The 23,278-nt window shown below is 67.2% G+C and carries 22 protein-coding genes and 1 pseudogene; 7 read left to right on the top strand and 16 right to left on the bottom strand.

From position 1 onward, the window contains the following. Both SSPN_RS54570 and coaE read left to right on the top strand, forming a co-directional pair. Window positions 1–468, top strand: a 468-nt coding sequence (locus SSPN_RS54570) for a hypothetical protein (RefSeq protein WP_237710513.1), incomplete at its 5' end; no start/stop codon positions are given. A 376-nt stretch (window positions 469–844) separates the two neighbouring features. Beyond that, on the top strand, window positions 845–2,035 hold the full coding sequence (gene coaE / locus SSPN_RS0111200; protein WP_010694527.1) for a dephospho-CoA kinase: 1,191 nt from the start codon (window positions 845–847) through the stop codon (window positions 2,033–2,035). A 94-nt stretch (window positions 2,036–2,129) separates the two neighbouring features. Here coaE and SSPN_RS0111195 read toward each other — a convergent pair whose 3' ends face one another. The 4 genes from SSPN_RS0111195 to SSPN_RS0111180 all read right to left on the bottom strand — a co-directional run bounded on the left by SSPN_RS0111195 (window position 2,130) and on the right by SSPN_RS0111180 (window position 4,087). After that, a complete protein-coding gene (locus SSPN_RS0111195; protein ID WP_010694525.1) occupies window positions 2,130–2,312 on the bottom strand; it encodes a hypothetical protein in 183 nt (60 codons plus the stop codon). 39 nt (window positions 2,313–2,351) lie between these two features. Further along, a complete protein-coding gene (locus SSPN_RS0111190) occupies window positions 2,352–2,834 on the bottom strand; it encodes a hypothetical protein (protein ID WP_010694524.1) in 483 nt (160 codons plus the stop codon). 130 nt (window positions 2,835–2,964) lie between these two features. After that, complete coding sequence (locus SSPN_RS43405) at window positions 2,965–3,561, bottom strand: ribonuclease FAU-1 family protein (protein ID WP_010694523.1); 597 nt, start codon at window positions 3,559–3,561, stop codon at window positions 2,965–2,967. Between the two features lie 94 nt (window positions 3,562–3,655). Next, window positions 3,656–4,087 carry an SPW repeat protein gene (locus SSPN_RS0111180; RefSeq protein WP_010694522.1) on the bottom strand — a complete coding sequence of 144 codons (432 nt, stop codon included), beginning with the start codon at window positions 4,085–4,087 and terminating at the stop codon, window positions 3,656–3,658. Between the two features lie 108 nt (window positions 4,088–4,195). Here SSPN_RS0111180 and uvrB point away from each other — a divergent pair, with 108 nt between their 5' ends. Together uvrB and SSPN_RS43400 are read left to right on the top strand one after the other, a co-directional pair. Then, window positions 4,196–6,352 (top strand): excinuclease ABC subunit UvrB, encoded by a 2,157-nt coding sequence (gene uvrB, locus SSPN_RS0111175; RefSeq protein ID WP_010694521.1) that lies wholly within the window; start codon window positions 4,196–4,198, stop codon window positions 6,350–6,352. A 170-nt stretch (window positions 6,353–6,522) separates the two neighbouring features. Then, window positions 6,523–7,638 (top strand): FAD-dependent monooxygenase, encoded by a 1,116-nt coding sequence (locus SSPN_RS43400; RefSeq protein WP_010694519.1) that lies wholly within the window; start codon window positions 6,523–6,525, stop codon window positions 7,636–7,638. A 38-nt stretch (window positions 7,639–7,676) separates the two neighbouring features. Here the strand turns inward: SSPN_RS43400 and SSPN_RS61560 are convergent, their stop codons facing one another. The 3 genes and pseudogenes from SSPN_RS61560 to SSPN_RS61555 form a co-directional block, all read right to left on the bottom strand. After that, the gene (locus SSPN_RS61560) at window positions 7,677–7,802 is read right to left on the bottom strand and encodes a hypothetical protein (protein ID WP_272941736.1); all 126 of its coding nucleotides are present in this window, start codon (window positions 7,800–7,802) and stop codon (window positions 7,677–7,679) included. 183 nt (window positions 7,803–7,985) lie between these two features. Then, window positions 7,986–8,261: a type 2 periplasmic-binding domain-containing protein gene (locus tag SSPN_RS59560; protein WP_010694515.1), complete on the bottom strand. Its 276-nt coding sequence runs from the start codon at window positions 8,259–8,261 to the stop codon at window positions 7,986–7,988. Between the two features lie 141 nt (window positions 8,262–8,402). Further along, window positions 8,403–8,489, bottom strand: a pseudogene (locus SSPN_RS61555) (LysR family transcriptional regulator); the annotation flags it as partial. A 640-nt stretch (window positions 8,490–9,129) separates the two neighbouring features. Between SSPN_RS61555 and SSPN_RS0111155 the strand changes: the two are divergent. Further along, on the top strand, window positions 9,130–9,315 hold the full coding sequence (locus tag SSPN_RS0111155; RefSeq protein WP_010694509.1) for a hypothetical protein: 186 nt from the start codon (window positions 9,130–9,132) through the stop codon (window positions 9,313–9,315). 348 nt (window positions 9,316–9,663) lie between these two features. Further along, entirely contained in the window at window positions 9,664–11,331 is a 1,668-nt protein-coding gene (locus tag SSPN_RS0111150; protein ID WP_101376522.1) for an acyl-CoA dehydrogenase family protein, read from the top strand. A gap of 135 nt (window positions 11,332–11,466) precedes the next feature. Here the strand turns inward: SSPN_RS0111150 and SSPN_RS0111145 are convergent, their stop codons facing one another. The 7 genes from SSPN_RS0111145 to SSPN_RS0111115 all read right to left on the bottom strand — a co-directional run bounded on the left by SSPN_RS0111145 (window position 11,467) and on the right by SSPN_RS0111115 (window position 20,038). Further along, on the bottom strand, window positions 11,467–12,042 hold the full coding sequence (locus SSPN_RS0111145) for a GAF domain-containing protein (protein WP_158309550.1): 576 nt from the start codon (window positions 12,040–12,042) through the stop codon (window positions 11,467–11,469). Between the two features lie 222 nt (window positions 12,043–12,264). Continuing rightward, window positions 12,265–12,837, bottom strand: a complete 573-nt coding sequence (locus SSPN_RS0111140; RefSeq protein ID WP_010694503.1) for a GTP-binding protein — start codon at window positions 12,835–12,837, stop codon at window positions 12,265–12,267. Beyond that, entirely contained in the window at window positions 12,818–13,180 is a 363-nt protein-coding gene (locus SSPN_RS0111135; protein ID WP_010694501.1) for a DUF742 domain-containing protein, read from the bottom strand. Before SSPN_RS0111135 ends, SSPN_RS0111140 begins: the two co-directional genes overlap by 20 nt. Next, the gene (locus SSPN_RS0111130) at window positions 13,180–13,620 is read right to left on the bottom strand and encodes a roadblock/LC7 domain-containing protein (RefSeq protein ID WP_010694500.1); all 441 of its coding nucleotides are present in this window, start codon (window positions 13,618–13,620) and stop codon (window positions 13,180–13,182) included. Before SSPN_RS0111130 ends, SSPN_RS0111135 begins: the two co-directional genes overlap by 1 nt. Window positions 13,621–13,679: 59 nt before the next feature. Further along, on the bottom strand, window positions 13,680–15,548 hold the full coding sequence (locus tag SSPN_RS43390; protein WP_010694496.1) for a sensor histidine kinase: 1,869 nt from the start codon (window positions 15,546–15,548) through the stop codon (window positions 13,680–13,682). A gap of 876 nt (window positions 15,549–16,424) precedes the next feature. Continuing rightward, a complete protein-coding gene (locus SSPN_RS0111120) occupies window positions 16,425–17,312 on the bottom strand; it encodes an ABC transporter permease (protein ID WP_044573794.1) in 888 nt (295 codons plus the stop codon). Between the two features lie 38 nt (window positions 17,313–17,350). Then, window positions 17,351–20,038 (bottom strand): alpha/beta fold hydrolase, encoded by a 2,688-nt coding sequence (locus SSPN_RS0111115; RefSeq protein WP_010694493.1) that lies wholly within the window; start codon window positions 20,036–20,038, stop codon window positions 17,351–17,353. Window positions 20,039–20,704: 666 nt separating this feature from the next. On the opposite strand from SSPN_RS0111115, the gene SSPN_RS0111110 reads away from it, so the two are divergent. After that, window positions 20,705–21,682, top strand: a complete 978-nt coding sequence (locus SSPN_RS0111110; protein ID WP_029535209.1) for a TerC family protein — start codon at window positions 20,705–20,707, stop codon at window positions 21,680–21,682. Window positions 21,683–21,940: 258 nt separating this feature from the next. Here the strand turns inward: SSPN_RS0111110 and SSPN_RS0111105 are convergent, their stop codons facing one another. Next, a complete protein-coding gene (locus tag SSPN_RS0111105; protein WP_029535208.1) occupies window positions 21,941–22,597 on the bottom strand; it encodes an RES family NAD+ phosphorylase in 657 nt (218 codons plus the stop codon). A gap of 40 nt (window positions 22,598–22,637) precedes the next feature. Further along, a complete protein-coding gene (locus SSPN_RS0111100; RefSeq protein ID WP_010694490.1) occupies window positions 22,638–23,222 on the bottom strand; it encodes a hypothetical protein in 585 nt (194 codons plus the stop codon). Between the last annotated feature and the right edge of the window lie 56 nt (window positions 23,223–23,278).

Below are 23,278 nucleotides of genomic sequence, written 5' to 3'. Positions count from 1 at the left end.
GGGGTTCGGGGTTGGGTGGGTGAGGTGAACGGACTGTTCGTGTCGTCTATTGGCGTGAAGGGTCCGTTCGCTTCGTGTGGTGGTGGTCTTGGGGTTCGGGGTTGGGTGGGTGAGGTGAACGGACTGTTCGTGTCGTCTATTGGCGTGAAGGGTCCGTTCGCTTCGTGTGGTGGTGGTCTTGGGGTTCGGGGTTGGGTGGGTGAGGTGAACGGACTGTTCGTGTCGTCTATTGGCGTGAAGGGTCCGTTCGCTTCGTGTGGTGGTGGTCTTGGGGTTCGGGGTTGGGTGGGTGAGGTGAACGGACTGTTCGTGTCGTCTATTGGCGTGAAGGGTCCGTTCGCTTCGTGTGGTGGTGGTCTTGGGGTTCGGGGTTGGGTGGGTGAGGTGAACGGACTGTTCGTGTCGTCTATTGGCGTGAAGGGTCCCACCACACAAGTCACCCAAAACGACCTTGCACCCGCCGCTTGACATCTATAGGAGCATCTGTTCGTGTCGTCTATTGGCGTGAAGGGTCCGTTCGCTTCGTGTGGTGGTGGTCTTGGGGTTCGGGGTTGGGTGGGTGAGGTGAACGGACTGTTCGTGTCGTCTATTGGCGTGAAGGGTCCGTTCGCTTCGTGTGGTGGTGGTCTTGGGGTTCGGGGTTGGGTGGGTGAGGTGAACGGACTGTTCGTGTCGTCTATTGGCGTGAAGGGTCCGTTCACTTCGCGCCACCGACGCCAGGCCAGGTGCACCACCGTCGCACATCGAGTTCCTGAGCGGCCTCTATCGCGTTGAAAAGTGCGCGCGGGGACTTTGTTCCCAGGGGTGCACCGGGTTGTTCTGTCTCGCTGGCAGGATGGGTTCTGTGTTGTTGATGGGACTCAGCGGCGGGATCGGTTCGGGGAAGTCGACGGTCGCTCGGCGGTTGGTGGAGCGCGGCGCGGTGCTCGTCGATTCCGACGTGCTGGCCAGGGAGGTCGTGCAGCCGGGCACCCCGGGGCTGACCGAGCTCGTCGAGCGGTTCGGGGACGACATCCTGGACTCCGACGGCGCGCTGAACCGGCCGGCGTTGGCGGCGAAGGTCTTCGCCGACAGCGACGCCCGCGCCGACCTCAACGCGATCACGCACCCCAAGATCCGCGAACTGACCGCCGAGCGGATCGCGCAGGCGCCCGCGGACGCGGTCGTAGTGCACGATGTTCCGCTGCTGGTCGAGGCCGGTTACGCGGCGAACTACCACCTGGTGGTCATCGTCGGTGCGCCGGAACCGGTCCGGGTGCGGCGGCTGATCGACCGCGGTCTGGCGGAGGATGACGCGCGTGCCCGCATCGCCGCGCAGGCCACCGATGAGCAGCGGCGCGAGGTCGCGGACGTCTGGCTGGACAACAGCTATTCGGTCGAGGAGATCAACGTTCAGGTCGATGCGCTGTGGCAGGACCGGCTGGTGCCGTTCGAGGAGAACGTTCGGCTGCGGAGGCCTGCACCGGAGCGGGCCCCGAAGCTGGTCGATGCGGATCCGGACTGGCCGCGGCAGGCGCGGCGGCTGATCGCCCGGATCGAGCGGGCGGCGGGCGACAAGGCGGTGCGGGTCGACCACATCGGCTCCACCTCGGTGCCGGGCCTTCCCGCGAAGGACGTCATCGACCTGCAGCTGACGGTGCGGTCGATGGACGACGCTGACGCGCTCGCCGAACCGCTGGGTGAGGCCGGTTTCCTGGTGCATCCGGACATCCGCAGGGACAACCCGCACACCTTCGCGCCGGACCCGGCGCTCTGGCAGAAGCGGTACCACAAGTCGGCCGATCCGGGCCGCTACGTGAACTTGCACCTGCGTGTCGACGGCTCCCCGGGGCAGCGCACCGCGCTGATCTTCCCGGCCTGGCTGCGCGCCGACCGGGCGGCCCGCGACGAGTACTTCGAACTCAAGCGGAAGGTCGCCGCAGAACACGCCAACGACGCAGACCACGGCGCATACGCCGACGCCAAGGAGCACTGGCTCGTCGAAGCCGTCCCCAAGGCCTGGCAGTGGGCCGAAACCACCGGCTGGACCCCGTGATCCGCAAAAGGTGGAGGGTGCCTCCGAGCGACGTGCTCGAAGGCACCCTCCACCCGGCATGGTGGGGCCATTTCGGGGGCTCGTCCCTTCACTGTCAGGATGCTGAGCGGACGACCTCGGCGATCTCGGTGTAGCCATGCTCTCGGCGTGCTAAGGAGCCGTTGCGGTCGCGGATGTTCACATCGGTACCCGCGTTCACGACCAACTGCGCGACTTCCTGGTAGCGCTCGCCCCCGCAGCTCAGGGCCTGCGAGTGGTTTCGGGTGCCAAAGCGCATCCGAACGCGCTCAGGGGTGCTGACCGGCTCCGGTCCTGGTCACCAGATCTGGAAGATGCCCCGGTGGGCGAGCCATTGGTTGATGTCCCGGTGGCGGGTGACCTCGTCCAGCGTGCGGTGCACCGTGCGCAGCGCGTAGTCGGCCTCGCTGAGCCGGATCACGCCGCCGCCCACCGCTGCGGCGAACTCGGTGGCGTGGGTGATCCGCGCGCGGCCGTGGTCCCCGACCTCCAGGCCGAGCAGCAGGTCGGTCGTCGTCCACGACCGGGTCTCGCGCTCGATGTGGACCGCGGTGAGCATGCTCGGCCCCGGGCGGGAATGCCTGCGGCGCGGGCGGTAGCGGGTCAGCCGCAGCCCGAGGTCGGGCAGCAGCCAGGTGATCTCGGCGTCGTGGTCCGGGGCCTCCGGCGTCGGGCACTCCACTGCGAGTCCCCAGCGCTCGACGTGGCAGACCTCCAACTGCGCGACGCTGCCGGAAGGTCGCCTGCGCTGCGAGCTGAAGACGTCGATAACTTCAACCAATTGGGGAGAAAACGCAGCGGTCACGACTTCAGACAGTAATGGCAAAGCCGGCCCCGAAGATCGACAGCACCGTTATTTGACGTAACTTTTCGGAGCTCATCGAGTATCGATTCGGTGCGTGCGCGGACTGTCACCGAGATGGCGGTAGCTTCCGCTGGTCGGGTGCGGGATCTTCGACGGGTTGCCCGCGCCACGACAGCTCGATCCCGTTGTCGTGCAACCACTTCGGCAGGTCGTACCGGTGCCGGGCGAGCCCGTCGACGGCGTTGCACGCGCGCCGCATCGCGCGCTCCGCGGTTTCCGCGTCCAGCAGGTCCGCCTGCACTGCGACCACGAATTCGTCGACGTCCAACAGCTCCGCCGCGCGCCGTTCCCGCACCGCGATGTCGAGGTAGAGGTCGACCGTCCGCCACTGCTGTTCGCCCGGCTCGATGTCCGCCACGTCGAGGTAGAAGTCCGTGTCGCCTTTGTGCTCGGGGTGCCAGTACCAGCGGGTCACGCGCAACCCGAGCTCCGGCAGTAGCCAGGATTCGAGTGCGGCGATGCGGGGGTGCCCCGGGGTCGGGCGGGCCAGGTACAGGCCGAAGGGTGCGCGCTCGTAGCGCGTCACGGTGCGCACGTGGCCCTTGGGGTCGGTGTTGGTGTTGGCGACCAGGTCGAAGACCTCGACCTTGGGCGGGTGGACGGGAAGGCCGAGCTGTTCGGCGATCTCGCGCTGGGTGGTCACCCTGCCACTGTATTCGGGCGGGCGCGACGTCCGAAGGTCGTCGCGCCCGCTATTCCTTCACCACTTGTGATCCTTCACCTCCGATCGGTCGGGGTCAGGTCGTCGCGCGGGTGGCGTAGGCCGGAGCCATCGTGCCGAGACCCGCGAGGATCAGGACCGCACCGCCGATCACGTTGCACAGCACGCTGCTGGTCGTGACGGCGGTTCCGCTCATCACGAACACGGCCACGATCGTCCACACACCCAGCACCGGAACGGTCCAGGCGATGCCGTGCGTGCGGTGGTAGGCGGCCGCGAACGAGAGCCCGAGAACGGTCGCGGTCAGGCCGGTGACCAGGTTGTTCACCATCAACGACGGCGTCACTGCGTGAAAGCCGGTGATCCACGGCGACAATGCGACGAACAGGCCACCAAGCACGGTGAAGCCGTCCGCCACCTGAGCGGTGGGAGTTTCCGCGGCCCGCTCGTAGCGCAGGCGCATCTCGGTGAGATCCGGATGCCCAGCGATAGGTGCGCTGCTCGACATCACACCACCTCCTGCACTGGGGTGACGTATCCCATTATCGGCCCTGGTGGCCGTTTGGGCACCCCGTGACGGAGCACGATGTCGGGGCGGGCTCGTACATTGGTTGTCGTGGCATTCGCGACTGAGCACCCCGTCCTGGCCCAATCCGAGTTCCGGCCGGTCAGCGACATCCCGCGGATCGATGGCCGGTTCCGCATGGTCAGCGACTACAAGCCGGCTGGCGACCAGCCGCAGGCGATCGAGGACCTGGAGCGGCGAATCAACTCCGGCGAGAAGGACGTAGTGCTGCTGGGCGCCACCGGCACCGGCAAGTCGGCTACCACCGCCTGGCTGATCGAGCGCATCCAGCGGCCCACCCTGGTGCTGGAGCCGAACAAGACGCTGGCCGCCCAGATGGCCAACGAGCTGCGCGGCTTCTTCCCGGACAACGCCGTCGAGTACTTCGTCAGCTACTACGACTACTACCAACCCGAGGCGTACGTCCCCCAGACCGACACCTACATCGAGAAGGACTCGTCGATCAACGAGGACGTCGAGCGGCTGCGCCACTCCGCCACGTCGAACCTGCTCAGCCGCCGCGACTGCGTGGTCGTCTCGTCGGTGTCCTGCATCTACGGCCTGGGCACCCCGCAGTCGTACCTGGACCGGTCCATCCCGCTGGAGATCGGCGGCGAGATCGACCGGGACGTGTTCCTGCGCGCGTTGGTGGACGTGCAGTACACCCGCAACGACATCGCCTTCGCCCGCGGCACCTTCCGGGTGCGCGGCGACACCGTGGAGATCATCCCGGCCTACGAGGAGCTCGCGGTGCGCGTGGAGTTCTTCGGCGACGAGATCGACCGGCTGCACTACCTGCACCCGCTGACCGGCGAGATCGTGCGTGAGGTGCGCGACCTGCGGATCTTCCCGGCGACGCACTACGTGGCCGGCCCGGACCGGATGGAGAAGGCCATCCGCGGCATCGAGGCCGAGCTGGAGGAGCAGCTGGGCAAGCTGGAGAAGCAGAACAAGCTGCTGGAGGCGCAGCGGCTGCGGATGCGCACCCAGTACGACATCGAGATGATGCGCCAGGTCGGGTTCTGCTCCGGCATCGAGAACTACTCCCGGCACATCGACGACCGCCCGGCCGGTTCGGCGCCGGCGACGCTGATCGACTACTTCCCGGACGACTTCCTGCTGGTCATCGACGAGTCGCACTACACGGTGCCGCAGATCGGCGGCATGTACGAGGGCGACGCGTCCCGCAAGCGGACCCTGGTCGAGCACGGCTTCCGGCTGCCCAGCGCGCTGGACAACCGGCCGCTGACCTTCGAGGAGTTCAGCGACCGGATCGGCCAGACGGTGTACCTGTCGGCGACGCCGGGGCCGTACGAGATGGCGCAGGCCGGCGGCGAGTTCGTCGAGCAGGTGATCCGCCCGACCGGGCTGATCGACCCCGAGGTGATCGTCAAGCCCACGGAGGGCCAGATCGACGACCTGGTGCACGAGATCCGGGAGCGCGCCGACCGCGACGAGCGGGTGCTGGTCACCACGTTGACCAAGAAGATGGCCGAGGACCTCACCGACTACCTGCTCGAACTGGGCGTCCGGGTGCGGTACCTGCACTCCGAGGTCGACACCCTGCGGCGGGTCGAGCTGCTGCGGCAGCTGCGCCTGGGGGAGTACGACGTGCTGATCGGCATCAACCTGCTGCGGGAGGGCCTGGACCTGCCGGAGGTCTCCCTGGTGTCGATCCTGGACGCCGACAAGGAGGGCTTCCTGCGCTCCGGCACCAGCCTGGTGCAGACGATCGGCCGCGCGGCCCGGAACGTGTCCGGCCAGGTGCACATGTACGCGGACCGGATCACCGACTCGATGCAGCACGCCATCGACGAGACCAACCGGCGCCGCGCCAAGCAGATGGCCTACAACGAAGAGCACGGCATCGATCCGCAGCCGCTGCGCAAGAAGATCGCCGACATCCTGGACCGGGTGTACTCCGAGTCCGAGGACACCGAGGAGTCGGTGGCCGTCGGCGGTTCCGGCCGCAACGTCTCGCGCGGCAAGAAGCCGACCGGGGAGGCCGTGGTCAGCGCCGGGCTGCTGGCGGACCGCGACATCAAGTCGATGCCGCGCGCCGAGCTGGCGGACCTGGTCCAGCAGCTCAACGACCAGATGATGAACGCGGCCCGCGAGTTGCAGTTCGAGCTGGCGGCGCGGCTGCGCGACGAGATCCACGACCTCAAGAAGGAAATCCGGGGCATGGACGCCGCAGGCATCAAGTGATGGTCATGCCTGCGTGACCGCCGCGAGCTCGCGCCACTCCTCCGATTGCCGCGTCTCGGTAAGGGAGCCCGCCGCCCGATCAGAATTCGACTTGGCGCGGTGTCGTCGGCGATCTGGACTACGGTGATCGCAGTCGTGCATTCGGTCAGGTCGACAACTGGGGAGTCGTCGTGCGAGTCGTCATCATCGGTAGCGGGATCGCAGGCACGGCTGCCGCATTGGCGCTGGACAAAGCCGGGATCGAGGTGAGCGTGCACGAGGCGCACCCGTGCAGCGGGGCGGACATCGGGGCGTTCCTGACGGTGGCGGCCAACGGGATGTGGGCGCTGCGCCAGATCGATGTCGTCCCGGAAGTGGGCTTCCCGTTGACGTCGCTGCGCCTCACCGGCAGCGACGGGGCGGAGTTGGGTTCGTCAGCTTTTGACGATGGCTATCGCTGCGTTCGCCGCGCCGAGCTGTGCGACCTGCTGCGCTCGGAGGTCCACCGCCGAGGTCTCCCCGTCGAGTACGGCGCGCGCTTCGTCGCCGCGGAGCACGACGGCGACCAGGTTGCGGCGCGGTTCGCCGATGGGCGGGCGGTCGCGGGCGATCTGCTCATCGGCGCCGACGGGCTGAACTCCGCGGTGCGCGCGTTGATCGACCCCGTGCCGAAGCGCTACGTGGGCCAGCAGGTCTTCTACGGCTACTCCGACAGCGCCGAGCCACCGCACGAGCCGGGGCGCATCGACATGGTCCGGGGCAGCGGCAGCGCATTCGGCTACGCGGTCTCGCCGCAGGGCCGGACCTTCTGGTTCAGCAGGTTGCCGGCGCCGCCGCTGGACGGCACGGAGGGCCCGGACGCCATGCGCGACCGGCTGCTTGCGGTCCTGCGGCCGGACGCAACCCCGACTGCGGACATCGTCGCGGCCACCGATGACGTGCTCGCCACGAATGCCCACGACCTGGTGCCGACGCCGCGCTGGCGCAAGGGCCGCATGCTGCTCATCGGCGACGCGGCGCACGCAGCGTCGCCAGCGACGGGCCAGGGCGCTTCGATGGCGTTCGAGGATGCGGTGGTCCTGGCCAAAGCATTGCGTGACCACGGCAGTCTCGACGCCTACGAGCGTCAGCGCAGGCGAAGGGTCGAGCGCAACACCGTCCGCAGTGCGCAGCAGAGCACCGCGCTGACGCCCGACCACGCGGAACGCCCTGACGAGGTCGAGCGACTGGGGCAGCGCCACGCCGAAGCGCCGCCCGACGGCGACCCGGCCGAATGGCTGGACTGGAACACCGAACTGCCTGTGTGAAGGCACTGCTGGCAGTCGCGCCATTTGTGGGGACGGAATCAGTGCAACGCCGATTTCGCCGGTTCGATCAATCGTTGCAGGTCGGGTTGGCTTGCGGTGCGATTGCGGCGCCAGATCATCCCGGTTGCGAGGTTCGGGTCGAAATCATCGAAAGGCAGCACCACAGTGTTCTCGACGCGATGCTTGTGCATTCCGCTTTCCGGTTCCGGTATCGAAATGGAGAATGCGTCCCCATTCGAGACCAATTCGCTGGTGCTGCCGTAGTTCGCCGTTGTTGAGCGTGATGCGCCGGTGGATTCCGGCCGCTTCGAGCCGGGCCAGCAGCTCTCCGCAATACGTCGGCAGCATCAGTGACGCTGCGCTGAGGTAGGTGTGGTCGACCAGTTCGGTGAGCGAGACCGAGCTGCGGGAACCGAACTCCACCGCTGCAGCACCGCGCCGAGCGGCTCGCGCACCAGTTCGAACACCTTGATGCCCTCGGCGTGCACCGGCAGGTGCGCCAGCGTCATCGCGAGTTCGCCATGCTGCACGTTCGCGAGCAGGTCGTTGCTGCCGTTCGGCCAGCACTTGATGTCGCACACGGCGGCGCACTTGTCCTCGAACGCCTTGAGCCGCAGCCGCATCGACGAATGCAGGCCGGGCCGAGCACGTCCTTGGCGGTCGGCAGCAGAGGCGCACCGGCGTCGGTCAGCCGCACGTGGTGCGAGTCCTGATCGAACAGCGCCGCGCCGAGGTCGTGTTCCAGGTCCCGAACGCTGACTCAGCGGCGAGGTCGCCATGTGCAGCTGCCGGGCGGCCTTGGAGAAGGACAGATTCTCCGCAACCGCCACGAAGTACCGCAGGTGGAACATTTCCATCGACCTGCAGGTTGCCCCGCCGATCGTGCGGTCGAACGCGGCCGGATTGGGTGGCGGATCTTCGAGGTGATAATCACCTAGACTTGATTGCTCGCTTGCCTGCACGGCAGAATGTTGCGCTATGTAACGGAATTTGCCTAGAACACGTGTCCTGTCACCTCAAAGGTGGTACCCATAAGAAGTAAGGAGGGCTAGTTTATCCTTACTTTTCGTAGTCAAACGGAAGCAATGGGTCACCGCAGATCGGAGATGCGCATGAACGCCGCCCTGCCGCTTCGGGGCCCCGTCCTCGATGGTTGTCGGCCTGGTCGCGTCAAGGTCGACGGATCTCCGGTGTCCGATGTGGTGCCGCCGCCGGCGCTTCCGCCTGCTGGCTGGGGATCGCTGGGGATCGTCCCCCCCGTCGTACCGGCTCGGCTGCCGGCAGCCGTTCACGGGCCGAGCGGTCGTCGGCCTTGGAGTCGCCTTTACGCCGTAAGACACTTCGCAACTCACCCGCGTGGAATCCGTCCTGCCGGGAATTTTTCGCGCCCCGACTTCTGGAAACCGACGAGCACCGAACCCCAGCCTGGTCGGCTCCCTCGTCGTGGTGCCTTGAAGATCGTGTGCTGAGCGGTCCTCAAAGGAGGGATCTATGGACTCGACCGACAAGGGCGCACCGCCCCACGATGCCGTGTCGGGAATGCTGGAGTTCCTGCGGAGGTACAGCCGGGGAGGCGTCGATTCGCGGAGGGTGGACGAGCGCCGTTCGTTCTCGACCTCCCTGGTGCCGGGCTTCGCGTCTGCCGGGCTGTTCGGCCTGCGGACGCACTCCGAGTGATGGCGCAGTTCGTTGCGATCGACGCGGGTCGAGTGGTTGTGACCATTGTGCACAACACCATTGGGGTTCCGCTGGTTCGGCACTTCGCTCCCGAGGCTCTGAAGATGGCCGCCCTGCCCTGGTTAGCGCAGGGCGAGCAAGCGGCACGTGACCCGCCGGCACCACGCCACCTGAGCAGCGCTGCACGGCTTATCCGGCGCAAATCGCCGCTTTCTATAGTCGTCGAACATTAAATTATTACTTGGGTTCGACTCAGGCAGGAGAATCGCGTCCATTGGCTCCGCCCCGTGACGAACTCCGGGAGCGGCATTTCCACGGGCCGGTTCTCTCGGGACATATTCTGACGTAATGTGTGCGCCCATGTACACCTTCCGGCGAGGTCGCACCAAGTCCACTGGAGGAGCAGTGACTTCAGACTTAAACGAACGCGCTTTCGATGGGGCCTCGAATGAAGAACTATCTTGGAATCCCACTGTTGAAAACGCAATGCTGTCCAGCAAGGCCGTCGAAATACTAGAGTTCCTGCGTTGGTACGCACGGGAACGACTAGATTCGCGACGAATGGACGAGCGTCGATCCATCGACCTCGGCGTGGTGCCCGATTTCGCCAGTGCGGGACTGCTGGGACTTCAAGTCCCACGCCAGTACCAGGGGCTGGAATTAAACTACCGAGACACCTTCCGGATCATGGAACAACTCGGGGCGATCGACTGCAACCTGTTCGTCATGACCGCTGTGCAAAACGCGGTGGGCATCCCGCCGATCATGCACCACGCTTCTGAACAGGTCAAAGCGGACGTCCTCCCGTTGCTCGCCCAGGGGAAGAGCCTGACCACGAGCGCGGCCAGCGAGCCGGGTATGGGTTCGAACCTGCGTGGCATGACCACCTACGCGACCAGGAACTGGGACGGCAGTTACACGATCAACGGCACGAAGCGGTGGATCAGCCTCGGGGCCGCTTCCAGGTACCTGAATGTGTTCACCCGGCTCTGCGACGAGCAGGGCAGGGAACTGGGATACACCGGCTTCGTCGTCGACACCGCCACCCCGGGCTTCACCGCCGGCCCCGAGCTGCTGACCTTGGGCCTGAAGGCCGTGCCGCAGAACATCCTGACCTTCAAGGACATGCGAGTACCTGCGGAGTGGATGCTCGGTACTGAAGGCGAGGGGATCGAAGCCGCGAACGCGGCATTCATGCTCGCGCGGCTCGTTCTCGCTGCGGGCAGCCTCGGGGCGATGAAACGATCACTGGAGGTAGCGGCGCGGTACGCCGCGCGTCGCACCGTCGCCACGGGCCTGCTGGTGGAAAATGGCCGGACCCAGCAGATCCTCACCGACGCGGTGGCCGCGACGCAGGCGGTGGAGACACTGCTCGACCACATCACTTCCCAGCTCGACATGGGCGAGCAGCCGCCGGAACTGCTGTACTTCGTTGCGAAAATCGTCGCAACGGAAGAGATGTTCACGGTCGTGGACCGCAGCTTGCAGACGCTGGGAGCGCGAGGCTTCCTGGACACGAACATCGTCGGTCCGTTCTTCAGAGATTACCGCCTCTTCCGGATCTTCGAAGGAGCGACCGAGGCCATTACCGTATACGTCGGGAAGATGATCCACCGCAATCCGGCGGGCTTCGGTGAGCTCGTCCACGCCCTGCCCGCATCCCCGCAGGTGACCTACCTCGTCGAGGAGGCCGCCTCGTTCACCGCCCGCCGCGCCGTCACCGAGCAGGAGCAGCACATCCTCTTCAACGTGCTCGGAGACCTGCTGTGCTGGTCTGTTCTAGCAGCGTTAACGAGCTCGACGGCTTACCGTTCGGAGATGCACGAGTACACAGCCCAGTGGTGCGAGCACAAGCTGCGCCAGCGGCTGACGGAAGCACGGCGCGACGTGAGGCTGGAGCTTCCGAACGTGCCGACGCTGATCAACCACATCGCTGGATATGAGGAGACGATCGGCAACGTCGACCAGCGCAGGCCGGACGAAGAACACTGCGTGGATCCGCTGCTCATGCGTTGACGGCGACCACGCGGCGGTGGCCGGCCGTCGACGCGGCCGTGATCCCACCCGCGGAACGACGAAATGAATGCGGTGCAGCTCGCGTGGACTGATGCACTACATCAGTCCACGCGAGCTGCACCGAAGGGTCGGCGATCAGGGCAACACAATTCCACCTTGCCGATGGTAGATCCCCTGCACCACGTTTCTGGCGAACGTTTTGATGGTTTCCACGTCAGATAGATTCCAGTCGCGTTCCACGATGTCTACCACGCAGACCGTGCCCAAAGCGGTGCCAGTGTCGTCGATCAGTGGTGCCCCGAGATAGGACTTCGCGCCCATCTCGTCTACGAGAACGTTGCCTGCGAAACGTGGATAGGCCATGACATTGCCGAGTGGAAACGCTTTTTTCCGTGCTAGCGTGTGCGGGCACCAACCAGCGTTCTTCGGCATGGTCGTGAGGCTTGAAGTATCTCCTCCCGCTTGCATGTGGGCGCCGACGAAATTCTGATTCTTGTCATCGAAGATGTTGACCACCGCAACAGGAGCATGAAACGCCTCGGTGATCTTCGCCGCGAAATCGCTGAACTGTTCGTCCCGCTGCAGGCCCAGCAAACCAAGCGCCCGTAGCCGGGCGACCCGTGACCGCACGACGCTGTCGCTCTCTTGAGGCTCCAGCATGCGATTGCCTTGGGCGTCGAAGGTGGTCCCTTGGGGATCGTAGGTACTCAAGAAGAACTCCATCCCTGTGTGCCGTTATCGTGCAAAAAACGGAGTGGACGGGTTGTCACCGTCACGTCCGTCCCTGCCGGTGTCCGCCGGGACGCGGATCGAACACCTCCGCACAAACCTGCGGAGTGGCCATTGGATCCACGGCCCGACGACAACCCGCGTGGTTCGACAGGAGTGCACGGTCACCTCCACTCGCCGCCGTTTCCGCTGTGCGTATTTCGTCTACAAAGGACGGTTGACGAGAACGTGCTTGGTCAGGCAAGCGAGCACCGACGCCGCTGAGCGCCGGTCGCGTGCGTCGCACGCGACGATCGGCACGCGGGGCTTGATGTCCAGTGCCTCCCGAACCTCTTCGGGCTCGTAGCGGAAGCCGCCGGCGAAGTGGTTGACCGCGACGAGGAAGTCGATCCCTCGTTGTTCGAAGAACTCGACCGCGGCGAAGCAGTCCTCCAACCTGCGGGTGTCGGCGAGCACGACCGCGCCGAGCGCCCCGTTCACCAGGTCGTCCCACATGAACCAGAACCGCTCCTGCCCGGGGGTGCCGAACAGGAACAGCACGATGTTCTGCGGGTCGAAGGTGATGCGCCCGAAGTCCATCGCGACGGTGGTGGTGGTCTTCTCGCCGACCCCGGCCAGGTCATCGGTGCCGATGCTGGCGATGGTCAGCGTTTCCTCGGTCGTCAGCGGTTCGATTTCGCTGACCGACCGGACGAAGGTGGTCTTCCCGACGCCGAACCCGCCCGCGACGAGAAACTTGAACGCGGTCGGGAACAGTTCAGAGTTGTTGGAGACCAAGGAGCAACGCCTCCAGCTGTGCTCGGTCGGGCATGTCATCGGGCAGTCGGGTGGTGACGGCTCCCCAGTCGATGAGGTCGGAGAGCAGGACCTTGGTGACCACAGCGGGCTGGTGCAGGTGCGCCGAGACCTCGGCGACCGACGTGGCGAACCGGCAGAGCTCGAGCATCTTGGCGTGCATCGGCTCGATTCGCTCGGGCGTCACCCGACCGGTGGACCGGACCATCGACTGCAGCGTCAGCGTGGCGCTTGGCTTGGTCCGGCCGTTGGTGAGCGAGTACGGGCGCAGCAGCGGCCCGGCCTCGTTGTCGAGCCAGGGTTTGTCTGGCGGAATCGGCATCATCACCCACCCATCTCGCCTGCGCGTGACGCGGCGGTGGGCTGCCGCATGGGTGTGGCGAGGTGGGACGGGACCTTCTTGACTAGCTGCGCGATCTCGTAACCGAGCACGCTGGCGTCGGCGTCCTGGTAAGCGAGGACGACGAGAACCGCGCCGGGACCAGCGGCCGAGACGAAGAACACGACGTCGTCGAACTCCACCACGACCTGGCGCACCCCGTCACCCGCGCCGAAGCGCATTCCGCCGTTGCGGGCGAGGGAGGACTGCGCGGCGGCCCACGCGGCGAGCGCGTCCGCCTCGTCGGCTTCCAGGCCGTGGTAGTACCGCTTGAGCCCGTCCGTGGACGCCAGCAGGGCACAACGGGTGTGCGGAACCCGCCGGAGCAGGTTGGCGAGCAACCAACCGAGGTCCGATGTCTGGCCAGCGGGCAGGTCATTGGCCATGAGTAAAGGTCTCCTTGAGATCAATGCGGTGCGAAGGGGTGGCGGTGCACCCCTGCGGGTCAAGCGCTGTGGTCGCCCGGATCGTCGCCGTCACTGGTGCCGCCCTGGATGCCTTTCCGGTAAGCCGCCCACAGCCCAGGATTCGGGCCGCCACGCGGTCCGTCGGAGTTCTTGGGCCCGCCGGCGAGCTGGGGCACCACGTACGTCTTGGAGCGGTCGCGCCTGGGCAGCGGGGGACGCTCACTATTGGCCGTGTTCTGAGCGGGCGCTTCCCTGGTCGCAGCGGTCTCGGGCACGACTCCCGTGTGCCGTCCGTACGGCGCACCGTTCAAGGCACCGTTCGAGGCACCGTTCGACGCGGCGGGCGGGTCCACGTCGAGGTGGCCGAGCAGGCTGTGCTGCTCCGTGCGAGGGGCCCGGTGCACCCCGCGCCGCCCGCTAGGGCGATCCCGGTCGAACGTCTCGAAAGAGTTGAAGGTCGCGAAGGTCTGCGTGTCCGCCCCGGACAGTGCTGGAACGGCGGCACGGCTCGGCGTCGGTTCCAGTAGGGGCTCCGCCTGCAGTTCCGTCTCCAGCTCCAGCTTCGGCTTCGGCTGCCGCTTCGGGGTGGTGGCCAAGGTCGGTGCGGCAGTGCTCGGAGCGGACTCCGCCGCAGCGGGAGGCTGCTCCGGTTCCTCTTCTTCATCGCCCAGCAGGCTGCTGGGGATCACGACGTGGGCGTCAGTGCCGCCGTACATGTTGTTCTCGAGCTCGACGGCGACGTGGTGCCGCTCCGAGAGCTGGGCGACCACGTACAGGCCGATTCGCCCGTCCTTGAGCCGCTCGTCGCGGTCGACCGCGCTGGGATCGGCGAGCAGGGCGTTCAACGTGGCCCGCTCGCCCTGCTCGATGCCCAGCCCGCGGTCCCGGATATCGATGGCCAGCCCGGCGGTGACCCGCTGGGTGCTCACCGTGACCTGAGTGTCGGGCTCCGAGAAGGCGGTGGCGTTCTCGACGAGCTCGGCGATCAGGTGGATCACGTCGGCGACGGCGTGGCCGTGGAGGGTGCCGTCGACCGGCGGCAGCACCTTGACCCGGGCGTAGTGCTCGACCTCGGCGACGGAAGAGCGCAGGACGGTGTACATCGGCACCGGTCGGCTCCACTGCCGTCGCGGCATCGAACCACCCAGCACGGCGAGGCTTTCCGCCTGTCGGCGCATGCCGGTCACGAGGTGGTCGACCGCGAACAGGCCCTTGAGCAGGTCCGGGTCCTCCACCTGTTGCTCGAGCTCGTCGAGCCGCTGGATCGCCCGGTGCGCGAGGGACTGGACGCGTCGCGCGATGTTCGCGAACACCGCGACGCCGGGGTCAGTGCCGGCGGCTGCATCGAAACCGGCACCGGAAACCTGCTGCATGCGGGCCACGGCGAACTCCGCCGCGGCCTGTGCCTGCCGGATCTCGTAGGAGAGCTGCTCGAAGGGATGGCTGCCCGCGGCGGGTTCGTCGGCCGGCCACCGCGGCGCGGGATGCTCGCCCGCGCGCACTTGCTCGACCAGTTGGGGGAACTCGGTCTTGCCCTGCTCGACGGTGGAGCGCAGGTCGGTGATCCACTGCTGCGTATGCTTCGTGGATTCGTCGAGCCGCCGTTCGGCGAGTGCGACGGCATCGTTGGCGTGATCCTCGATCGCGTTCGCCGTGGCGCGGGCACGGAAGACGGCCGTGACCAGAATGATCACGCAACCCGCGAGCCCGCCGCCGAGCACCGAGTACTGGAGCGCGGGCTCGGGATTCGTGGTCAGTATGGCTGCGGCGGCGATCCCCAACGCGGCCAGGGCACCCAAGTGCACCATGACCAGCCGCAACAACCGACTCCGCAGGTCGTCGTCCGTGCTGCGCCCCGAAGCCGGCGACAGCTCGGAATCCGTGGCGGGTAAAGGGAACTCAGACATCAGCGTCCTTGGTACGGGGGGATGATTGGTGACGGGCACGGGTGCCTGTGGTTTGGGGGCGTCACCGCTGGGACTACTGGAGCTCACTCATTGATCAACTAATCACCGATGGTGATCCTAGCGACATCAATGGCGGCTGAATAGGTAGGGGGTTTGACCCATTGGTGCTCCGCGTATTACCGGCCGTGACGTGGTGAAACTCTTTGTCGAACTGGCGGAATGTCCCGCCCCGGGAGGTTCGGTCGCGGCTTCCGCCGGAGGCTCGCGCGGTCACCACGCGGCCCGGTCGAGCGAGTTTCGGCGATGCTTCGGATGCTCCGCCGAGACATGTCCTGACCGGCGGAGACGAGCGTTCAAGAGATCATCCCGGCCGGGTTCGGCGGAGCGACCGCCCGACGATGACGATCTTGCGTTACTCCATTCGGGTGTAACTTGATGTCGCGCCTGGGTCAACCGGCGCGCGGGCGGCTCAATCGGAATGATCTTTTCCCGAATCGCAATTGATCCGATCCTTTTGGCCTCCTGACAACACGCGAGTCGAGGTCGATTCCGGCTGGTCGGCGTGTGGTCTGCGCCAATTGAAGCCAATCCGGGCCGGATTCTTTCCGGGCCGGTTCGGTGCCGAGTGAGATACATCCCGTCGACAAGCGGCAACCCGACGACTCCGGTTCGCCCAACTCTCGGTGCTTAGGCGCTCGCACTCGGTAGCGTCCTCGTCCGATCAGCGCTGCTCGGTGGAACTTCCTGATGATCTCCGCCGGGTACCGGGCCGTTCGCCTCGTCCTCAGCCGTTCCGGAGGCGTTCCGCTGAGCTGAGCGGTGACGTGCGCGCTGCGGTTCGACGGAGCCGGTCGGAGGCCGGTTCCAGCCCGGCGGTCAGCTGGTGATGTCCTTCTTGTGGAAGCGCCAGATCGCGAGGGCGGTGAAGACCGCCGCGTAGGCGACGGCGGAGAAGGCCCCGTGCGCCATCGCGGTCCAGTCGACGTCCTCGCTCAGCAGGTCCGAGTAGGCCGTCGAGTAGTGCGTCGGCAGGTAGTCCCGCAGGTCCCCGAGGGCCGTGATCTGGTCCAGGATCTCCGACAGGATCGAGACCACCACCGCGCCGCCGACCGCGCCCAGCGGTGCGTCCGTGCTGACGCTCAGGAACAGGGCGAGCCCGGCGATCCAGGACAGGTGCACCGCCAGGTACGCGGTGGCCACCGCCAGGTTCACCACCGCGCCCGGGAACGGCACCGCCTCGCCGGTGGTGCTGATCAGGTCACCGCTGCCGAACCACACCAGCCCCACGCCCAGGGCGACCGCGGACAGCAGGATCAGCCCGAAACCCGACAGCAGCGCGGAAACCACGGCTTTCTGCCGCAGCAGCCGGGTGCGCGGGACCGGCGCGGCCAGCAAGTACTTCAGGCTCGACCAGGACGCTTCGCTGGCCACCGTGTCGCCGAAGAACAGCGCCACCACCACGACCAGTAGGAAGCCGGTCGACGCGAACAGCGTGAACACCACGAAGTTCAGGCCACTGGCGGTGGCCATGTCCGCGAGGGTCCGGCCGCCGCGCCTGCCGTCGTCACCGATCTCGAAGGCCAGCAGCAGCAAGAAGGGCAGCACCACCAGGAAACCCAGCGCCAGCCGGGTGCGGCGCCGCCGCAGCTGGCGGGCCAGCTCCAACCGGACCGGCAGCGTCCGTTTCGCGCGGTAGCCCTCGACGCTGCCGTCGGGCTGGGACGAGTGGCGGCGGCCGGAGCGGACCATCGCCGTCTCGGCCATGTCCAACTGCCCGGCCTTGGGCCCTTCGGCGTCGTCGGTCACCGGTGATCCTCCCCGACCAGCTGCAAGAAAGCATCTTCCAAACGCCGTCGCGGCCCCACCTGGTGCACCGCGATCCCGGAGGCGACCAGCACGTTCACCGCCACCGCAGCCGAGTGCCCGGCGAGGTCGGCGTGCACCAGGTCGCCGTCGGTCTCCACCGGGCCGAGCCCCTCGATGGTGCGCAGCGCCTCGGCTGCCTGCTCCGGCTCGTCGACCCGGAAGGTCGCCTCGCCGTCGACCGACACGATGTCGGCCACGCTGCCAGCCGTCACCAGCTGGCCGTTCTGCATGACCACCACGTGCGTGCAGGTCTGCTCGACCTCGGCGAGCAGGTGGCTGGACACCAGCACGGTGCGGCCGGTGGACGCGTAGCGGCGCAGGATCTCGCGCATCTGGTGGATCTGCGGCGGGTCCAGCCCGTTGGTCGGCTCGTCGAGCACCAGCAGCTCCGGCAGCCCGAGCATCGCCTGCGCGATCGCCAGCCGCTGCTTCATTCCCTGGCTGTAGGTGCGCGTCGGGCGTCGGGCGGCCGTGCCGAGCCCGGCGATCTGCAGCACCTCGTCGAAGCGGGCCTGCAGCATCGGCCGCCCGGTCGCCGCCCAGTAGTACCGCAGGTTGTCCAATCCGGACAGATGCGGCAGGAAACCGGCCGTCTCCACCAGCGAACCCACCCGGGACAGCACCGGAGCCCCGGGGACCAGCCGGTGGCCGAACATCCGGATCTGCCCGGAAGTCGGGGTGAGCAGCCCCAGCAGCATCCGCAGCGTGGTCGTCTTGCCCGCCCCGTTGGGTCCGAGCAGCCCGACGATCTGGCCGCGCTCGACGCGGATCGACAGGTCCTGCACCGCCGCGGGCTTGTCGGGGTACGACTTGGTAAGCCCGGCGATCAGCAGCGGCGTGTCGGCCAGCAGCGGGTCGACGTCATCGGTGCTCTTGCGGCGGATCAACGAAAGCGCCCACGCCACCAGGGCCGCCGCGATGATGACGACGATGCCGACCAGCGGCGCCACAGGCACCGTGTTGGCGGTCGTCGTCGCGCCGCGCACCGACGGGACCGACACCGAGCTGTCGCCGGCCAGGCCGATGCGGTGCACCGCCGGTTCCCTCGGCACCGCGTACGCCTGGTCGGTGGTAGCCACCGCCAGTTCCAACCGGTGACCGGTCTCCAGCGGGTGCACCACGCCCGGCAGGGCCACGTCCACCTCGACCGGTGTGCCGTCCGCGGGCAGGTCGACGACGTGCAGCGGGGACACGGCGTTGCCGATCAGGCTGCGCTGCCGGTCCGGGCCGACGTCGTAGAGCTTGGCGAACAGCACCGCGTCGCCGGTCGCGGGCTGGCCCGGCACCGACGCCACCGAAAGGCGGGTCCGCGCCGTGCCGGAGATCAGCAGCTGGCTGGCCAGCGGATCGGTGCGGAACACCGCTACCTGTCCGGGCAGGTCGCGGGCCAGCGACCGGCCGAAGCTGCCCGCGGCGTCCAGCACCTCGCCGACGCCGGGCAGCGAGCTGGTGGCCGCCGGGCTGCCGCCCGGCGGGTTGACCACCTGCGTGACCGGGCCGCGCAGCTGCAGCGCGAAACGCGGTGTGCGCTCGGCCTGCACGCCGGGGTAGGCGGGCGCGGACACGGTGCGCACCGGGATCTCGCCGTTGCGCTGCGGCCGCCCGGCGATGTCGTACTCGAAGCCGGTGCCGGGGTCGGGCACCGGTGGAACCCCGCCGAGGTGGAAGGCGAACCAGTCCGCGATGCGTTCTCGCAGCGCCAGATCGGGCGAGGCGCCGTCGTGGCCGCCGGCGAACCAGATCGTCTTGACCTTGCCGCCGGCGGCGGAAATCTGCCGGGCGTTGGCATCAGACTGGTCCAGGCCGAACAGGGTGTCGCGTTCACCCTGCACCAACAGCGTCGGCACTTTGATGTTGGCGGTGACGGACTTGGGGGAGATCCGGTCGAGCAGGTCCAGCGTCGCCTGCCCGGCCTGCCCGGTCTGCGCCACCTCGGTGTAGGCCGCGCACACCTGCGGCGTGAAGTTCCCGCAGGTCAAGGGCTGGTTGATGGTCTCGCTGCGGAAGCCGCCCGCGCCGCCGTCGGATGGCGGTGGGGCCTGCGGACGCGGGTCGGAGCGCTGCTGCGGCGAGCTTCCCGCCGAGAACAGCATGCCCGCCCAGGCCTGCTTGAACACGCCGTGATTCGCGGTGGCGCCGTCGGCCGGGGTGCTGCCGCCGATCCGGTCCCGCGAGGCGGCGTTGGGCAGCAGCGCTTGGCCGAGGTCGTTGTAGGTCATCAGCGGTGCGATCGCGTCGACCCGGGGGTCGGTCCCGGCCAGCAGCAGGCTCAGCGCGCCGCCGTAGGACCCGCCCGTCACACCGACCCGAGGATCGCCCTCGCCGTCGCGCAGCACCTCTGGCTGGCGCGCGAGCCAGTCCAGCAGCTGGCGCGCGTCGGTCACCTCGTAGGAGGGGTCGTTCAACGCGATCTCGCCGGTGCTGCGGCCGAAGCCGCGGGAGGAGAAGGTCAGCACCGTGAACCCGCGGCGGACCAGTTCCTTTGCCTGGGCAGCGGTGTCGTCCTTGCTGCCGCCGAACCCATGCGCGAGCAAGATCGCGGGCGCCGGGGTGTCCGCCGGGGCGAAAAGTGTGACATCGATCTGCACCCGCTCGTTGCCGCCGGGGCCGTCGAGCACGTCCACCAGCGCTTCTCGGGGAGCTTCTGGGGCGGCTGCTGGTTTTTGGTCACCGGACCAGAGGAAAGCTCCGAGCACCACGAGGGCTAAGCAAAACAGGGCGATCGGGACGAGGCCCTTGCGGCGACGGGGGGATGCGGACACGCATTCGACAGTAGGGGAAGACGAAGGCACCGGTTTCGATCCAGACGCGGGCGAAGACAAGACGCTATGAAGCAGAGACCAAACAGCAACCGGACACGTCGTTGTGCCCGGAGCCGAGGCCGTGCCGCATCCCCGCGTGCGGTCCCGGGATAGCCGGATGGGGTGATCATAACGATGATCGGGTGAGGCGCAATGATCTCGGTCCCGCCGTCGGTGTGACCGCTGGTCGTTCCCATTGCCGCCCAGAAAGGCTCACCGTACGGTTCGCCACGTGATGTTCGTTGCTTGTGCGACCCCGGGGTGGTGCGCGGGACCGTGCATAAGTGACAATCTTGGCAACGGGAGGGGAGTATTCCTTCGCGGCGGTGTCGTCATCACGGAACTTGCTCGGACAAGCCCGGTGCCGTCGACCGGTCTGAGACCGGTGGAAGAGACCTCCGGTCCCTGGCGCATGCCCTGAACCGGAGGTGACAAATGGGTGCCGACTTGCTGCTGCTCGCCCAGCAGACCCAACCCGCGGTTGACCGACTGGATGTCCCGTGGTGGATCTGGGCGGCTACGCTCGGTGGCCTTGCCCTCCTGCTGCTGCTCGACCTCGTGATCGTGGACCGCAAGCCGCACGAGGTGACCACCGCGGAGGCCGCCAAGTGGGTCACCTTCTACGTGGCCTGCGCGATCATGTTCGGGCTCGGGGTCTGGTTCTTCGGCGACGCCCACTTCGCGATCGAATACTTCACGGGCTACATCACCGAGTACTCGCTGAGCGTGGACAACCTGTTCATCTTCATGGTGATCATGTCCAGCTTCGCGGTCCCGTCGATCCACCAGCACCGGGTGCTGCTGATCGGCATCCTGCTGGCGTTGGTGATGCGCGGCCTCTTCATCGCGGTCGGCGCCGCGCTGATCGCCCAGTTCGTCTGGATCTTCTTCATTTTCGGTGCGTTCCTGATCTGGACCGCGGTCAGCATGGTCCGCAAGAAGAACGACGACGAGGAGTACCACGAGAACGCCGTGGTCCGCTGGGTCCGCAAGGTGTTCCCGGTGACCGACGACTACCACGGTGCCAAGTCGAGCGTGAGGATCAACGGCAAGCGCTACCTGACCCCGATGTTCGTGGTGATCGTCGCGATCGGCAGCGCCGACCTGCTGTTCGCGGTCGACTCGATCCCGGCGATCTTCGGCATCACCCAGGACCCGTTCCTGGTCTTCGCCGCCAACGCGTTCGCCCTGATGGGGCTGCGGCAGCTGTACTTCCTGCTCGGCGGCCTGGTGGACAAGCTGGTCTACCTGTCGGTTGGCCTGGCGGTGATCCTCGGGTTCATCGGCATCAAGCTGATCTTGCACGCGTTCCACGAGTACCACCTGGTGCCGGAGTGGCTGGAGATCACCAACTGGATGTCCCTGTCGGTGATCGTCGTGGTGCTGGCCATCACGACCTGGGCCAGCCTGGCGAAGTCGAAGAAGGACGCCGAATCCCAGGAAGAGGAAGCGGCCGAGAACGCCTGATCCGCAATGGGAGTGCCGGGAGTTCCGAACGGGAATTCCGGGCACTCTCGTTGCATATGGTGTGGATACCGTTCAAAAGCGCCGGGCCGAGCTGCGAACTCGACTTGCACTCCGTGGTTTCCGCAGCCGATGCCGTGCTGTTCGACGCCGGATGCTCCATAGCTATCGCGCATTGGTAGTGCGCAAGCCGGGGATCCCGGTGTCAGGGTGGCGTCTGAGGTTTCGCCACCTGCACCCCCGCGCACGATGAGCTTGGAATCAATCCAACAGCGTGTAGCTGAGTTCTTTGCACACCCGTCCCAGGGGCACGTCCAGGCCCGGGTGGCTCAGCGGGAGAAGGACGTCGGGGGAGTCCGGGAGGGCCGTTGCCGCCGGTGGATCCCAGAGGCACAGCGACGGGTTGCCCGCGTCCATCGACGAGCGGTACCAGAGGCCGTCGAGCTCCGGGTAGGCCGCGCGGATCCCGCGCGCCCACGCTTGGGTGCGCAGCTTGGGGCCGCTGCTGATCGCTTGCGAGGCACCGGCGCGGGTGGGCCACAGGCCCGTCAGGTCCAGCAGCCGGAGCGTCCGACGTGGACGGAACAGGACCAAGTGCGGGCTGCGCGTCCGGCGGTCCACTGTGGAGGTTGCCTGGTAGACCTCGGCGATGCAGGTCTGCACCGACAGTGAGAAGTACAGCACGCCGTGCTCCCGGGTGACCGTCGGGCCGCCCTGGGTGTTGGGCAGGTGCGGGTCGAACCTGGCGTGCGGCAACGGGCCGGCGTAGCGGAAGCTGTTCCACTGCTGGGGGTGGTTGCCCCCGGAGGTGAACACGCGCACGAGGCGAGTACCGGCGGGCACCGCGATCACGTCTTCGGTGCGCCGGAGCATTGCCTGCAGCGAAGCGGGCGCAGGCGGCTGTGGTAGCCGTGCCATGAACGTCCTGGGTTGGGGTCTCGAAGGTTGGGAACGGGGCTCAGGCCGGGGTGCCGATCGTGGCGGCGAGCTCGGCCACCCGCTGCGGGTCGCCACCGGCCAGTAGCCACTCGCGCGGGCTCGCCGGCCGGTCCCCGATTTCGAGGTCCTCCTGTGGCGTGGTCATGAAGTTGGCCAGCACGAGCGCCGGTTGGTCGACGGGCATCAGCGCGAGCACGACGTCCAGCCCGGGCAGCACGTCGGTGTCGCTGAACTGCCACGCGGGCAGCCGCCATCCGCCGCGGTCCTTCCAGCCGATCAACCGGCGTTCGCTGATGCGGTGCCGGATCCGGCTGCTGTCCACTCCCACCCGGTCCGCGGCCTGGTTGACCGACAGCGCGGTGTCGCGCAGCACGGCCTGTTCGGCGACGGTCCGCGCGCGGGCGTCGGCTTCGGACTCGCTCAACGGCGTCAGGTCCAGGCCTGCTTCGGTGAGCGCGAGTCGTTCCGCTTCGGTGAAGTGCGCGCCTGGGTCCACCTGCGGGGAGGTGAGCTTCTTGGCGGCGTCCTCGACCAGGGTCAGGAATTCGTTGGCGGTGACCTTTAAACCGGCCCGTGCCAACACGGTTTCCAGCGCGGCTGACATGGCTCCAGGGTAGCGCGGTATAGCGGAAATGTGTGCGCGAACGTGCGCGTAGTGCG

Source organism: Saccharopolyspora spinosa NRRL 18395, assembly GCF_000194155.1.
GTDB lineage: Bacteria > Actinomycetota > Actinomycetes > Mycobacteriales > Pseudonocardiaceae > Saccharopolyspora > Saccharopolyspora spinosa.
The sequence above is the reverse complement of the archived record's forward strand: the minus strand, read 5'-3'. Positions and strand labels throughout refer to the sequence as shown.

Excerpts from the sequence above, each read along its gene's own strand:
- SSPN_RS0111130 (WP_010694500.1), bottom strand. The coding sequence starts at position 13,620 with ATGGCCAATGACCTGCCCGCTGGCCAGACATCGGACCTCGGTTGGTTG.
- SSPN_RS0111180 (WP_010694522.1), bottom strand. The coding sequence starts at position 4,087 with ATGTCGAGCAGCGCACCTATCGCTGGGCATCCGGATCTCACCGAGATG.
- SSPN_RS0111135 (WP_010694501.1), bottom strand. The coding sequence starts at position 13,180 with ATGATGCCGATTCCGCCAGACAAACCCTGGCTCGACAACGAGGCCGGG.
- SSPN_RS0111195 (WP_010694525.1), bottom strand. The coding sequence starts at position 2,312 with ATGCGCTTTGGCACCCGAAACCACTCGCAGGCCCTGAGCTGCGGGGGC.
- SSPN_RS0111105 (WP_029535208.1), bottom strand. The coding sequence starts at position 22,597 with ATGGCACGGCTACCACAGCCGCCTGCGCCCGCTTCGCTGCAGGCAATG.
- SSPN_RS0111100 (WP_010694490.1), bottom strand. The coding sequence starts at position 23,222 with ATGTCAGCCGCGCTGGAAACCGTGTTGGCACGGGCCGGTTTAAAGGTC.
- SSPN_RS0111120 (WP_044573794.1), bottom strand. The coding sequence starts at position 17,312 with ATGGCCGAGACGGCGATGGTCCGCTCCGGCCGCCGCCACTCGTCCCAG.
- SSPN_RS59560 (WP_010694515.1), bottom strand. The coding sequence starts at position 8,261 with ATGCGGCTGCGGCTCAAGGCGTTCGAGGACAAGTGCGCCGCCGTGTGC.
- SSPN_RS0111155 (WP_010694509.1), top strand. The coding sequence starts at position 9,130 with ATGGACTCGACCGACAAGGGCGCACCGCCCCACGATGCCGTGTCGGGA.
- SSPN_RS43390 (WP_010694496.1), bottom strand. The coding sequence starts at position 15,548 with ATGTCTGAGTTCCCTTTACCCGCCACGGATTCCGAGCTGTCGCCGGCT.
- SSPN_RS0111150 (WP_101376522.1), top strand. The coding sequence starts at position 9,664 with ATGTGTGCGCCCATGTACACCTTCCGGCGAGGTCGCACCAAGTCCACT.